General features: G+C 58.5%; 10 protein-coding genes. 8 read left to right on the forward strand and 2 right to left on the reverse strand.

All coding sequences use genetic code 11. From position 1 onward, the window contains the following. Nucleotides 1–123: 123 nt before the first annotated feature. Together ACYZUA_RS26765 and ACYZUA_RS26770 are read right to left on the reverse strand one after the other, a co-directional pair. On the reverse strand, nt 124–1,518 hold the full coding sequence (locus ACYZUA_RS26765) for a PhoH family protein (protein ID WP_095132961.1): 1,395 nt from the start codon (nt 1,516–1,518) through the stop codon (nt 124–126). 336 nt (nt 1,519–1,854) lie between these two features. Next, nucleotides 1,855–2,979: a polysaccharide deacetylase family protein gene (locus ACYZUA_RS26770; RefSeq protein ID WP_461961264.1), complete on the reverse strand. Its 1,125-nt coding sequence runs from the start codon at nt 2,977–2,979 to the stop codon at nt 1,855–1,857. A 210-nt stretch (nt 2,980–3,189) separates the two neighbouring features. Between ACYZUA_RS26770 and yaaA the strand changes: the two genes are divergently transcribed. The 8 genes from yaaA (at nt 3,190) to ACYZUA_RS26810 (ending at nt 14,944) form a co-directional block, all read left to right on the forward strand. Beyond that, entirely contained in the window at nt 3,190–3,969 is a 780-nt protein-coding gene (yaaA, locus tag ACYZUA_RS26775) for a peroxide stress protein YaaA (RefSeq protein ID WP_461961265.1), read from the forward strand. Nucleotides 3,970–4,776: 807 nt separating this feature from the next. Further along, nucleotides 4,777–6,093, forward strand: coding sequence for a nucleotide sugar dehydrogenase (locus tag ACYZUA_RS26780; RefSeq protein WP_461961266.1), 1,317 nt, complete (start codon nt 4,777–4,779; stop codon nt 6,091–6,093). 183 nt (nt 6,094–6,276) lie between these two features. After that, on the forward strand, nt 6,277–7,758 hold the full coding sequence (gene alg8, locus ACYZUA_RS26785) for a mannuronan synthase (RefSeq protein ID WP_461961267.1): 1,482 nt from the start codon (nt 6,277–6,279) through the stop codon (nt 7,756–7,758). Nucleotides 7,759–7,793: 35 nt separating this feature from the next. After that, nucleotides 7,794–8,963 carry a PilZ domain-containing protein gene (locus ACYZUA_RS26790; RefSeq protein ID WP_461961268.1) on the forward strand — a complete coding sequence of 390 codons (1,170 nt, stop codon included), beginning with the start codon at nt 7,794–7,796 and terminating at the stop codon, nt 8,961–8,963. 12 nt (nt 8,964–8,975) lie between these two features. Then, on the forward strand, nt 8,976–10,382 hold the full coding sequence (gene algK / locus ACYZUA_RS26795) for an alginate biosynthesis TPR repeat lipoprotein AlgK (RefSeq protein WP_461961269.1): 1,407 nt from the start codon (nt 8,976–8,978) through the stop codon (nt 10,380–10,382). Then, complete coding sequence (locus ACYZUA_RS26800; protein ID WP_461961270.1) at nt 10,379–11,866, forward strand: alginate export family protein; 1,488 nt, start codon at nt 10,379–10,381, stop codon at nt 11,864–11,866. The genes algK and ACYZUA_RS26800 overlap by 4 nt, the downstream gene beginning before the upstream one ends. A 26-nt stretch (nt 11,867–11,892) precedes the next feature. Continuing rightward, nucleotides 11,893–13,482 (forward strand): mannuronan 5-epimerase AlgG, encoded by a 1,590-nt coding sequence (gene algG / locus ACYZUA_RS26805; protein WP_461961271.1) that lies wholly within the window; start codon nt 11,893–11,895, stop codon nt 13,480–13,482. A 10-nt stretch (nt 13,483–13,492) separates the two neighbouring features. After that, nucleotides 13,493–14,944: an alginate O-acetyltransferase gene (locus tag ACYZUA_RS26810; RefSeq protein ID WP_461961272.1), complete on the forward strand. Its 1,452-nt coding sequence runs from the start codon at nt 13,493–13,495 to the stop codon at nt 14,942–14,944.

Genomic DNA, 14,944 nt, shown 5'->3' on the forward strand with positions numbered 1-14,944 from the left:
CGTGTCAGTCGACATCAATGCCTGATGCCAGACCGCCATCGCGAGCAGGCTCGCTCCCACAGGGGTAAAAGAGTTGCCCATAAAAAACCGGGCGACCATCAGGCCGCCCGGTTTTGGTGAAGGTTACAAATGCGATTCGGCGTATTCGGCCAGAATCGAACGTGGCACCCCTTGCAGGGTGATGTGCACACCGTTAGGGAAATCCTTGAAACGCTCTGTCAGGTACGTCAGCCCGGAACTGGTCGCGGACAGGTAAGGGGTGTCGATCTGCGCCAGGTTGCCCAGGCACACCACTTTGGAGCCGGCGCCGGCGCGGGTGATGATGGTTTTCATCTGGTGCGGCGTGAGGTTCTGGCATTCATCGATCAGGATCAGACTTTGCTGGAAGCTGCGGCCTCGAATGTAGTTGAGGGATTTGAACTGCAACGGCACTTTACTGAGGATGTAATCGACACTGCCATGGGTGTTTTCGTCATCCATGTGCAAGGCTTCGAGGTTGTCGGTGATGGCGCCCAGCCAAGGCTCCATTTTTTCCGCTTCAGTGCCGGGCAGGAAACCAATCTCCTGGTCCAGGCCCTGCACGCTACGGGTCGCGATGATCCGGCGATAGCGTTTGCTGACCATGGTCTGCTCGATCGCCGCCGCCAGTGCGAGGATGGTTTTACCCGAACCCGCTGCCCCGGTCAGGTTGACCAGGTGGATATCCGGATCGAGCAAGGCGTACAGCGCCAGGCTTTGATAGATGTCACGCGGTTTCAGGCCCCAGGCTTCCTGGTGCAACAGGGGTTCCTGATGCAGGTCGAGAATCAGCAGTTTGTCTTCCTCGATCTCCTTGATCCAGCCGACAAAACCCTGCTCGTCGATGATGAACTCGTTGACGTGTACCGCGGGCAGGTTGTCGATCAACTGAACCTGGTGCCAGGTGCGGCCATGGTCCTGACGGGTGTCGACATTCCTCACACGGTCCCAGAAGGAGCCGGACATGTTGTGATAACCGTTGGGCAGCAGCGACACGTCGTCAACCAGTTGGTCGGTGCTGTAGTCCTCGGCCGCAATCCCGCAAGCCCGGGCCTTGAGGCGCATGTTGATGTCTTTGGTAACCAGCACCACGGGCAGCTTTGGTTCGCGCGCGTGCAGGTCGATCAACTGGTTGATGATGATGTTGTCGTTCAGGTGCTCGGGCAGAATGATGTTCGGTTCGGCACGTTTGCTCATCAGAATTGACAGCAAACCCTTGGGCCCACTCTTGCCGCGCTGGATCGGCACACCGAGTTCGACATCTTCAGGGCTGGCATCGCCCAGGGTCTTGTCGATCAGGCGAATCGCCTGACGGCATTCCGCAGCCACGCTGTGATGCCCGCTCTTGAGCTTGTCGAGCTCCTCAAGCACGGTCATCGGGATGGCGACGTGGTGTTCTTCGAAGTTAAGCAGGGCGTTTGGATCGTGAATCAATACGTTGGTATCGAGTACATAAAGGATTGGCTGGTTGGAGGAAGAACTACGTCCGTGATCATCCATACTCGGTCACCTTTGTGGGAGCCAGTCGACGCAATACCGTTACAGTGCTGCGCCTCGAAGTGGCCACCGAATTCACCTGCGAGGATTCAAGTGAACTGCACACAAATTGGGGTCTTGGAAGACGCCACCTGTCTGCAGGTTTCGGCGGTCTGTCTTCGTAATACTCCAAAACCTGTGACAGAAAAAAGTACTTTGACGTTTTTTTGAAGTTTATTTTTCAGAGTGACCAATAGCACTAGGCGGATTGCCATCACCCCGTTAAAGTCGGAAGTCCGCCCGCACCGAATTCTCCCCCGAAACCACCCCTCCCCCAATGTTTACGGCCTTTCGTCGTTTTCAGCGAAACGCGTCCTGACAATCTTCCCAGCCGATTCCGCTTTGCGCCGTTTGCGTGATGAGCCAGGGCATCGCCGTTTTCAGCGCATCTTGCTTCACGTTGAAGTTGATCACCCCGTGTCGCCACAGCAACATCAGGCTCAACACTCGTTGCGCGCTCTGATTGGCTTTCAGCTTGCCCGCCCCGTCCTGGGCATCGATATCCCACAGCGCCACCTGCAAGCCCTGGGATTTGAAGAATCCTTCAGCGTCAGACCGACGCTGGCCATCGGGCGGCCGAAACAATGGCACGTAGTTCTCGGGCAATTTGCTTTTGACCAGTTCGACGCTGCGACGCACGGAATCCTGCCAGTCCTGCCAGTGGCTGTGTGAGCGAAACTCCCAGCCTTGCACGCCAATGCACTGCTTTGAGTACGTCGCTTGCAGGCTGGCTACCGAACGATCGGCCAGACGGGCCTGAATGTCCTTGCCGAGGACGAAGAACGTGCCGCTCATGTTCGACTTGCGCAGGTATTCCGTGGCCCAGGCGGTGTTATCCGGCGCGGTATTGGCGGCGCTGTCGAAAGTCAGCAAAAACAACCGGTCATGCATCTGATCGCCGTTGCGCTCATAGTCGCCAAAACGATCGACTTCGCTGCTGTTTTGCGGAAACAGCGCTGCCTTGCGTAATTGCTCGTCCAGATACTGGGCGTGAAACAGTCGGCTCGGCTCGGCCCACTTTATGTAGTAGCTCTCATCGCTGACCTGAAATTTGGCGGCTTGCTGGCGCAGGGTGTCCATGTCCTCGACCAGGTAACAGAAGGAAGCATCCTGATCGCAGCTCTGTTGGGCATAGTTGTAGCTGGTCAGCAATCGTTGCCACATGCGCTGGCGCAGGTTGTTGACCGATTCCAGATTGACCGTGCGCAATCCCAGGCGCTGGGCCAGGCTCACCTCATCCAGGGATTCGCTGGCCAACAGGACGCGGGAAAACATGAGGATTTCGGCCCGTGAAGCCACATCAAACAGGGTCGGGCTGTTGAGCTGTTCAGGCCAGGTGCTGCGATCAAGCGTCGCCACATCGCCTGGTGCCGCCATGGCACCGAAGCTCAACAGCCAGGCCGAGAATAGAAAAACGATACGCAATGGGATGTCTCCATAACAAAACCCGCGCGGCACTATAGCTGATCCGGTACCAACTCCCGCAGCCAAGCCGAGCTCATTGTGGCGAGGGAGCTTGCTCCCTCGCCACAAAGGCCCATCCAATCAAACCACCGATCCACCTATGGACTTGATAGCTGGAGTCAGCAAGGACAACCCCCTAGAATCGCCCCCACGATTAAAGGAGACGACTTCATGCTGATGGTGATTTCCCCCGCCAAGACTCTCGATTACGAAACACCGCCGGCGACCCAGCGCTTCACCCAGCCACAATACCTCGACCATTCCCAAGAGCTGATCCTGCAATTGCGCGAACTGGCCCCTGCGCAGATCAGCGAGTTGATGCACGTCTCCGACAAGATCGGCGGGCTCAATGCCGCGCGTTTCGGCAGCTGGACGCCCGCGTTCACTCCGGAAAATGCCAAGCAGGCACTGCTGGCGTTCAAGGGCGACGTTTACACCGGGTTGAATGCTCAAACCTTCAGCGAGGCCGATTTCGATTACGCCCAGCAGCACTTGCGCATGTTGTCCGGCCTTTATGGCTTGCTGCGCCCGCTGGACCTGATGCAGCCGTATCGACTGGAGATGGGCACCAAACTGGCGAATGCCCGTGGCAAGGACTTGTATGCCTTCTGGGGCACACGGATCAGCGAATGGTTGAACGAAGCCCTGGCCGATCAAGGCGATGACGTGCTGCTGAACCTGGCCTCCAACGAGTACTTCTCGGCGGTCAAACGCACAGCCCTGAACGCGCGCATCATCAATACCGACTTCAAGGATCTGAAGAACGGCCAGTACAAGATCATCAGCTTCTACGCGAAAAAAGCCCGCGGCATGATGACTCGCTTCGTTATTGAAGAGCGCATCAACGACCCGCAAGCCCTAAAACAGTTCGACGTACAAGGCTATCGCTACAGCGCCGAGCAGTCTAAACCGGACAATCTGGTGTTCCTGCGCGATCACGCACCCGAGTAAAAACCCGATTTGGCGCACGCCTCGTAATGGGTCGTGCGCCACGTCCAATCGTCCAACAATTCCTCGCTCTATTCGTCACTTTGCTGACGTCAAAAATCAATCACTCGATTTACTAACTTTAGTTTCACTCGACTTTGCTGATTTTTTTCAGTAGTGGCACTGAATTTTTTTATCGGTAGTGGCAAATAACTATCTAACCCGACAACAGCCCTATGTATCAAGGGCGAAACCGACGTTGCTATCAATATGAGAGCAGTGCCATCTTTTTCAATATTTCAAGAAATTTCAGAATTCGCGATGGGCGGACAGGAACTATGTCCAAAAGCGCCGCTCATACCACCGGTAACCATTCTCTCTGAGCTTGTACGAGATAACTTACGCAGATAAGAGATTCACGTAGCGAAGTTGTCACATCAACTTCGGCAGACTGATCCCTAATTTGGGCAACACATGAAGGACAGGAGATAAACATCAAACATATCCCCTACAAGGCCAAGGCTGCGCCCCTATAAACGTGCTCACCTGAGCACCCAACCGCTTGATTTACGGGCTTCTGGCCTGGCATTGAGCGCGCAAGACCTTTGCACGAATGTCTTCTGATTAGAAGACCTGCTGCATAACAGGGCACGCCATAACAATAAAAGCCTAGTTGCGCACATCTTGAGTGCACTTATTTAGACACTCGGAACTTATATGCCTGCACGCGGCATTGTGACGCCTTTAAGGCGCACTTCCGAGTGCACTACAACCGCTGAACACCATTAACTCCGGCCATGTAATGGCTTGATAAACACAGAGGTAATTGCGATGCGCATCAGCATATTTGGTTTGGGTTACGTCGGCGCAGTATGTGCCGGTTGCCTGTCTGCACGGGGCCATGACGTCGTTGGCGTCGATGTTGCCAAAGACAAAATCGATATGATCAACGCCGGCAAATCGCCGATCGTTGAACCGGGTCTGGGCGAGCTTCTGCAGAAGGGTATCGAGACGGGCAAATTGCGCGGCACGACCAACTTCGCCGAGGCCATTCGCGACACCGACCTGTCGATGATCTGCGTCGGCACGCCGAGCAAGAAGAACGGCGACCTGGAACTGAACTACATCGAAGCCGTGTGCCGCGAGATCGGTTTTGTCCTGCGTGACAAGACCACCCGTCACACCATCGTGGTTCGCAGCACCGTACTGCCAGGCACTGTGGCAAACGTAGTGATCCCGATCCTCGAAGACTGCTCCGGCAAGAAAGCCGGTGTCGACTTCGGCGTTGCAGTGAACCCTGAGTTCCTGCGTGAAAGCACCGCGATCGCCGACTACGATCTGCCGCCAATGACCGTTATCGGCGAATTCGACAAGGCGTCGGGCGACGTTCTGCAATCGCTGTACGAAGAACTCGACGCTCCGATCATCCGCAAGGACATCGCAGTGGCCGAGATGATCAAGTACACCTGCAACGTGTGGCACGCCACCAAGGTGACCTTCGCCAACGAGATCGGCAACATCGCCAAGGCTGTCGGCGTCGATGGCCGCGAAGTGATGGAAGTGGTCTGCCAGGACAAGACGCTGAACCTGTCCCAGTACTACATGCGCCCTGGTTTCGCGTTCGGCGGTTCCTGCCTGCCGAAGGACGTTCGCGCCCTGACCTACCGCGCCGGTTCCCTGGACGTGGAAGCACCGCTGCTCAACTCGCTGATGCGCAGTAACGAGTCCCAGGTGCAAAACGCCTTCGACATCGTCACCAGCCACGGCAAACGCAAAGTCGCCCTGCTGGGTCTGAGCTTCAAGGCCGGTACTGACGACCTGCGCGAAAGCCCGCTGGTTGATCTGGCGGAAATGCTGATCGGCAAGGGCTACGACCTGAGCATCTACGACACCAACGTCGAATACGCCCGTGTCCACGGTGCGAACAAGGATTACATCGAGTCGAAGATCCCTCACGTCTCGTCCTTGCTCAACGCCGATTTCGACGAAGTGATCAACAACTCCGACGTGATCATCCTCGGCAACCGTGACGAGAAATTCCGCGCCCTGGCGCAAGAAGCTCCACACGGCAAGCAAGTGATCGACCTGGTCGGTTTCATGTCCCAAGCCACCAACGTGAGTGGCCGCACCGAAGGCATCTGCTGGTAACACACCTTCCCCGTAGGAGCCAGGCTTGCCGGCGAACCAGACGACGTGATGTGTCAGGTACGCCGCCTTCGCGGGCAAGCCTCGCCCCTACAGGTCTGAGGAGATCGACTTGGCTTTCTACGCCTGCCTTAACCCCATCGGGCCACCCCACAGGCTCGCCCGAGATAGAGACGGATGCAGATTATGCACAGGCTAAAGCACGGCCTACTTCAGGTCGCCGGTTGGCTGTTTTACCTAAGTTTATTGATGGGCATCGCCATGGCGTTGCCTGCGTCCACGTTCGACTCCGAGTCGAAGGACTTCATCCTCCTGATCGGTATCGTCGGTATCTGGCGCTACTCGATGGGTGCCACGCACTTTCTGCGCGGCATGCTGTTTCTGTACGTGGTCTACCCGCACCTGCGGCGCAAAGTGCGCAAGCTGGGTAAAGCGGCAGACCCGTCCCATGTGTTTCTGATGGTCACCAGTTTTCGTATCGACGCGCTGACCACCGCCCAGGTCTACGCCTCGGTGATTCGCGAAGCGATCGACTGCGGACTGCCGACCACCATGGTCTGCTCCATCGTGGAAATGTCCGATGAGAAGCTGGTGAAAAGCCTTTGGGCGAAAATGAATCCACCGGCTCGCGTCAAGCTCGACTTCGTGCGCATTCCCGGTACCGGCAAGCGCGATGGCCTGGCCTACGGTTTCCGCGCCATCTCCCGCCACCTGCCGGACGACCGCGCAGTGGTTGCAGTGATCGATGGCGACACCGTGCTCGCCGAAGGCGTCGTGCTCAAGACCGTGCCGTGGTTCCAGCTGTTCGGCAATGTCGGCGGCCTGACCACCAACGAATTCTGCGAAGTGCGCGGCGGCTACATCATGAGCGAGTGGCACAAACTGCGCTTCGCCCAGCGCCACATCAACATGTGCTCGATGGCCCTGTCCAAGCGCGTGCTGACCATGACCGGCCGGATGTCGGTATTCCGCGCCACCGTGGTGACCAACCCGGAATTCATCGCCGACGTGGAAAGCGACTCGCTGCAACACTGGCGCCTGGGTCGCTTCAAGTTCCTCACCGGTGATGACAAGTCGAGCTGGTTCAGCTTGATGCGCCTGGGCTACGACACGTTTTATGTGCCGGACGCCGCCATTCACACCGTGGAACACCCGCCGGAAAAAAGCTTCATCAAGGCCAGTCGCAAACTGATGTTCCGCTGGTACGGCAACAACCTGCGGCAGAACTCCCGCGCCTTGGGCCTGGGGATGAAACGTCTCGGCCTGTTCACTTCGGTGGTGCTGTTCGACCAGCGTGTGTCGATGTGGACATCGCTGCTGGGCCTGACCGTTGCACTCATCGCCACCTTCAAATACGGCGCCGCGTTCATCCTGGTTTACCTGCTGTGGATCGGCATTACCCGCCTGATCCTGACCGTGCTGCTGTCTTTGTCCGGTCACACGATCGGCCCGGCCTACCCGGCGATTCTCTATTACAACCAGATCGTCGGCGCGCTGGTGAAGATCTACGTGTTCTTCCGCCTCGACCGACAGTCCTGGAGTCGTCAGCCCACTTCACTGACCCGTGATCTCGCCAGCTTTCAAGGTTGGTTCAACACTTGGTCGTCTCGGACCATGACCTTCTCCGCCGGCAGCATTTTTGTTGCTGTGCTGCTGATGATGGTCTGACCGAACTCGCCTGAATTAACTAGGAAATCGTCCATATGAATACCGCCGTCAACGCCAACGTAGTGCATGAATCAGAAGCCCAGCGCCAGCACGCCCGGGTAAAAATCCCGGCCAAGCTGCGTTTCTACGGTCCTGACCGGACGCCGGTAGAAGCTCGGGTCATCGACCTCTCCGCTGGCGGCCTGGCTTTCAACGCCGGTCAGCTGCCGCTGAAAATCGGCGACGTGTACAAGGCTCGCCTGCAGTTCGTCATCGATAACCTCGGCCTGGCCATGGACGTCGAGTTACTGGTGCGCTCTCACGACCGCGAAACCGGTCGTACCGGTTGCCAGTTCCAGAACCTCGAATCTCAGGACATTTCCACCCTGCGCCACCTGATCACTTCTCACCTGGCCGGCGACATCGTCACCATGGGTGAAGTGTTGGCCACCCTGCAACGCGACAACTTCACCAAGGCGCGCAAGCTCAAGGATGGCGACCACGGCATGACCCCGTTCGGTCGTCTGCGTGCAGTGACCTTCAGCCTCGCGATTTTCCTCGTCGGCCTGACGGCATTCGGCTTCATCTTCAAGTCGGTGTACGGCATGTACTTCGTCAGCCACGCCCAGGCCGGTCTGGTCAGCGTGGCGGGCATGAACATCACCATGCCGCGCGACGGCACCGTGCAGAGCCTGATCAAGGCCGACGGCGTTGCCTCCAAGGGCGCGCCGCTCGCGACCTTCAGCACCAGCATGCTCGACGTACTCAAGGGCCATCTGGACGACAACCAACTGCAACCGGCCAAGGTTGAAGAACTGTTCGGCAAGCAAATGACCGGCACCCTGACGTCGCCGTGCGATTGCACCGTAGCGCAGCAACTGGTCGCCGACGGTCAGTACGCCAGCAAAGGCGACGTGATCTTCCAACTGGTGCCGCGTAACAGCGAAGCCAACGTTGAAGCGCGCTTCTCCTATCGCCAGTTCGGCGACGTGCTGCCAGGCAGCTCGGTCAGCTTCCAGATCGCCGGCGAAGACAAAACCCGCACCGGCACGATCATCAGCAGCACCAGCCTGAAAAGCGCCGACCTGTCGTCCGACATCCGCGTGCAGATCAAGCCTGACGAGCCGCTGGACAGCAAATTCGCCGGTCGCCCGGTTGAAGTCAACGCCACCCGTGGTCCGAACCTGAACTGGCTGATCGACAAAGCCATGGCCGCCGGTCGTTAAAAACAAGAGGACATGCCCGTGACTAGCCCACTCAGAATCCTGCCAGTCCCGCTGACTCTGGCCATGGCAATTGCCCTGGCCGGATGCGCCGGCCTGCCCGACCAGCGTCTGGCCAACGAAGCCCTCAAGCGCGGTGATACCACGCTGGCGGCGCAGAATTACCAGCAATTGGCAGACCTGGGCTACAGCGAAGCACAGGTTGGCCTCGCCGATATCCAGGTCGACAGCCGTGACCCGGCGCAGATCAAAGCGGCCGAGGCGACTTATCGCGCTGCGGCCAGCGTCTCGCCGCGAGCTCAGGCTCGCCTGGGTCGTCTGCTGGTGGCCAAACCCGGCTCTACCGAAGCCGAACAGCACGAAGCCGAAGGCTTGCTGAAGAAAGCCACTGCCGCAGGCGAAGGCAACACCCTGATCCCGCTGGCAATGCTGTACCTGCAATACCCGCACAGTTTCCCGAACGTCAACGCGCAACAGCAGATCAGCCAATGGCGCGCCGAAGGCAAGCCGGAAGCGGGCCTGGCCCAAGTGCTGCTTTATCGCACCCAAGGCACTTACGACCAGCATCTGGACGAAGTGGAAACGATCTGCAAAGCCGCGTTGAACACCACCGACATCTGCTACGTCGAACTGGCCACGGTCTATCAGAAAAAAGCCCAGCCAGAGAAACAGGCCGAGCTGATCAAGCAAATGCAAGCCGCTCAGGCTCGCGGCGCGGTTTCCGCCCAGCGGGTGGACAGCGTGGCTCGCGTACTGGGCGATGCATCCCTGGGCACGACCGACGAGAAAACTGCGCAGTCACTGCTCGAAGGCATCGCTCCCGGCTACCCCGCTTCCTGGGTCAGCCTGGCGCAACTGCTCTACGACTTCCCGGAACTGGGTGACGTCGACACGATGATGAAGTACCTGGACAACGGCCGCGCCGCCGACCAGCCGCGCGCCGAACTGTTGCTGGGCAAGCTCTACTACGAAGGCAAAATGGTCCCGGCCGACGCGAAGGTCGCCGAAGAACATTTCAAGAAAGCCGTCGACAGAGAAGTGGCCGCCGATTACTACCTCGGCCAGATCTACCGTCGCGGCTACCTGGGCAAGGTCTATTCGCAGAAAGCGCTGGACCATCTGCTCAAGGCTGCGCGTAACGGCCAGAACAGCGCCGACTTCGCCATTGCCCAACTGTTCTCCCAAGGCAAGGGCACCCGGCCCGACCCGCTTAACGCTTATGTCTTCAGCCAATTGGCCAAGGCCCAGAACACCCCGCAAGCCACCGAGCTTGCACAAACACTCGAAGCCCAACTGCCGCCTGCCCAGCTCGCCGAGGCCCAACGCCTGTTGAAACAAGAACAGGCCGTTCGTGGTGCCTTGAGTCAGAACACGCTGGAACTGCATGCCCTGGAAGAAGAAGACGGCGAGGAATCCCTATGAAGTTGAATCCATTCGTTAAGGCCGGTATCGGCCTGTCATTCGCCCTGCTGTGGTCGTGCCCGACCCTGGCGGCCCTGACTGAAAGCAAGAACTATGGCCTTGACGTGAAAGTCACCGCCCAGTCCGAAGACGACACCGACCTGGGTACGCAGAGCGGCGGCGACGTCAACGGCGTCGGCCTCGACCTGCGTCCATGGATTTATGGCGAGAGCGGCGCGTGGAGCGGCTACGCCATGGGTCAGGCCGTGACGTCCACCGACATCATCGAGACGGACACCCTGCAACAGTCCGACAGCGACGGCACCCAGACCACCGACAACGGTGACCGCAAGAGCAAGAAAAACTACCTGGCGATGCGTGAGTTCTGGGTCGGCTACAGCGGCCTTACACCCTACCCCGGCGAGATTCTCAAGCTCGGTCGCCAGCGCCTGCGCAATGACGATGGTCAATGGCGCGACACCAACATCGAAGCCCTGAACTGGACCTTCGACACCACCCTGTTACGCGCCAACGCCGGTGTTGCCGAGCGCTTCAGCGAGTACCGCACCGACCTCACAGAACTCGCGCCGAAGGACAAGGATCGCCTGCACGCTTACGCCGATGCGGCGTACCAGTGGACCCCGGGCAACTGGGTCGGCATTCGTGGTCACCACACCCACGATGACGGCAAGCTCGATTACCCGACTCCGGGCGTTGCCGCCGATTCTCTGGACAAGAAAGAGAACGGCGACATCAGCTGGATCGGCCTCACCGCCGACAGCGATGCCTACAACTGGCGCAACACCAACACCGTCAATTACTGGGGCAGCGTCACCGGCATGAGTGGCGACCGCGACACGGTCAACCCGCTGACCGCCGAGGGCACCGCACCGGCACAAGCCAAAACCAGTGGCAATGTTGATGGCTGGGCCACTGACCTGGGCGTGCGTCTGCGCCTCGATCCGCAATGGCAAGTCGGTGCAGCCTATGCCCGTGCCAGTGCCGATTACGAACAGAACGGCCTGCAAAGCAACCGCTCGAACTACACCGGTACTCGCTCGCGGGTTCACCGTTTCGGCGAAGCCTTCCGTGGCGAAACGAACAACATGCAGTCCGCTACCTTGTTCGGTTCGTGGATGCTCAACGACGAATACGACGCCAGTGTGATCTACCACAAATTCTGGCGCGTCGACGGCAACAAGCCAGTCGGTAGCAACGGCATCAACGCCGTCCAGAACGACACCGACGACGTGACCGGCGCCGTGCTCTCGAGCACGTCCCTGCCGCTGGAAGATGGCAACAAAGACCTCGGCCAGGAAATGGACGTGGTCGTCACCAAGTACTTCAAGCAAGGCCTGCTGCCCGCCTCCTTGAGCCAGTCGATCGATGAGCCTTCGGCCCTGGTGCGGTTGCGTGGCGGTGTGTTCAAGCCCGGCGATGCGTATGGCAAAGGCGTCGACTCGTACATGCACCGCGCGTTTGTCGACGTGATCTGGCGCTTCTGATGCGAACCGCCAAGGGAGTTCCTGACATGAACAGTCCGAAGAGAGGCTCGATAACCTTGCTGGCCGGCGCGATGTTGCTGGCCAGCACGGCAGCCTTCGCCACAGTGGAGCCGGCCTCGCCCGTTCAAAAAGGGCAACCGGCGACCATTGCAAAAGGGTTGCAGCAGGCCAAGACCTACACCGTCAGCAGCGCCCCGACCGCGCCGCTGGAGCTGGCCGCGCCGAAACTGCCGGACACCTCCGGCTACACGGCCGAAGCCATCGCCGCGAAAATCGTGCGCACCAAGCCCGGCAAAATCAGCGTGCGCCGGATGATGCAGGAAAACGCCCTGAAGGACTTCATCGGCGGCGATAACAAGATGGCTGAATGGGTGGTGCGTCAGCACGGTATCCCTCAGGCGATTTTCATCGACGACGGCTACATGAACCTCAAGGATCTGGCCAGGAAAGTACCCAAGCAGTACTTCAGCGAAACCTCGCCGGGTGTGTTCCTGGCGAAGTTGCCGATCGTGGTGGGTGAGAAAGGCATCCTGGAAATCGACAAGCAGACCCAGGAACTGCGCCTGTCCCAAGAGGGCGGTTCGTTTCTGGTCAACGACGGCCAGTTGTTTGTGCGTGATACCAAAATCACGGGCTGGAGCGAAAAGGCAAACGGCCCGGCGGTCTTCAAGTCGCCGAAGGAATTCCGTCCGTTCATGTTGTCCTGGGGTGGCACCGAGACCTACATCGCCAACAGCAAGATCGCCAGTTTCGGTTATGCCAACAGTAAGTCTTACGGCGTGAGTATTTCCCAGTACACGCCGAACATGGCCAAGGTGCTCAAGCGCCCTGAACCGACCGGCTGGATCGTCGGCTCCGAGTTCTCGGACATGTGGTACGGCTTCTACTGCTACGAAGCCCGCGACTTTGTGGTCAAGGGCAGCACCTACAAAGACAACATCGTCTACGGCATTGACCCGCATGACCGTTCCCACGGTCTGATCATTGCCGACAACACGGTGTTTGGAACCAAGAAGAAGCACGGGATCATTATTTCTCGTGAGGTCAACGACAGCTTCATCTTCAACAACCGCAGCTACGACAACAAGTTGTCGGGCCTGGTGATCGACCGTAACAGCGTCAACAACCTGATCGCCTACAACGAGATCTACAAGAACCACACCGACGGCATCACCCTCTACGAGAGTGGCGACAACCTGCTGTGGGGCAACAAGGTGATCAGCAACCAACGCCACGGCATCCGGATTCGTAACAGCGTGAACATCCGCCTCTACGAAAACCTGTCCATGGCCAACGGCCTGACGGGTGTCTACGGGCACATCAAGGACCTGAGCGACACCGACCGTGACATCAAGCTCGACCCGTTCGATGCCCAGGTGTCCCTGATCGTGGTCGGCGGCGAACTGGCCGGTAACGGCAGCGGCCCGCTGTCCATCGACTCGCCGCTGAGCGTCGAGTTGTATCGCGTGTCCATGCTTGCACCGACCAAATCCAGCGGCATCAGCTTCTCGGGGATTCTCGGCGAGCGCCAGGATGAAATTCTCGACCTGCTGGTGCGCCAGCAGAAAGCCGTGCTGATCGACCCTGTCGAACGCCAGACCGAAATGCGGGACTGAGGATAATTTTATGCACCCACACTTGATCAAATTACTCAGCCTGTCGGCCCTGACCGCCGGCATTCTCGCGGCCAGCGCCGGCGCTCGTGCCGATGAAGCCAAAGCACCTGCCTTCAGCGCCGAACCTTGCTGCAGCCTGTGCCCGGCAGCCCATGACGCGAAGAACTACACCACGCGTTACCAGCAGAACTTCACCACGTTGGTGCAAGCCCAGGGCGATTGGTTGTTCCGTACGCAAGAAGACTTGCGCACCGAGTTCAACACCACCCCCGCTGGCTACAAACGCATGAAAGAACTGCACGATGCGTTCAAGAGCAAAGGCATTGAACTGGTCATCGTTTACCAGCCGACCCGTGGTCTGGTGAACCGCAACAAGCTCAACCCGGAAGAAAAAGCCAAGTTCGATTTCGACAAGGCCTTGAGGAACTACAAGACCATGCTCGGACGTTTCGAGCAGATGGGTTACGTGGTGCCTGACCTGTCGCCACTGACCAACGAATCACTGCCAGAAACCCTGCCGGCCCACGACTTCTACTTCCAAGGCGACCAACACTGGACGCCGTATGGCGCCCAACGCACGGCGAAAATCGTTGGCGAGAAAATCAAGCAATTGCCTGAGTTCGCTGACATTCCGAAGCGCGAATTCGAGAGCCATAAGTCGGGTCGCATGGGTAAGACCGGAACGTTACACAACATGGCTGGTCAACTCTGTGGCACTAGCTACGCGATCCAGTACATGGATCAGTTCACCACCGAGCCGAAAGGCGAAGCAGCTGATGGCGATCTGTTCAGTGATTCAGGAAATCCGGAGATCACCCTGGTCGGCACCAGCCACAGCGGCAAGAACTACAACTTCGCCGGTTTCCTCGAAGAGGCCATCGGCGCCGACATCCTCAACGTGGCGTTCCCCGGCGGTGGCCTGGAAGGTTCGATGCTGCAGTACCTGGGCAGCGAAGAGTTCCAGACCAAGCCGCCGAAGATTCTGATCTGGGAATTCTCGCCGCTCTATCGCCTCGACCAGGAAACCATCTACCGCCAGATGATGGCGCTGCTGGACAACGGTTGCGAAGGCAAAGATGCACAGATGAGCGCCAGCGCCACGCTGAAACCGGGCAAGAACGAATTGATGGTCAACAGCAAGAACCTGAACCTGCAAAACAGCAGCCACCAGGTTGATATCCGCTTCGCCGATCCGTCGGTGAAAACTCTGCAAGCCACCCTCTGGTACATGAACGGTCGCCACGAGGACATCAAGATCGAAAAACCGGAAACCTCCGACACCGACGGGCGTTTCGCCTTCGAGTTGCGCACGGACGAAGACTGGGCCTCGCAGAATCTGCTGGCCGTCGAAGTCCAGGGACCTGAAAAAGCAGGTACCGCGCCTCAGAAAGTCGAAGCGAAAATCTGCAAACGCAACGTGTTCCCTGGCGCCGGGCAGCGTACCGCTCAGGCCGGGCAATGA

It is taken from the genome of Pseudomonas sp. LS2P72 (assembly GCF_054897865.1).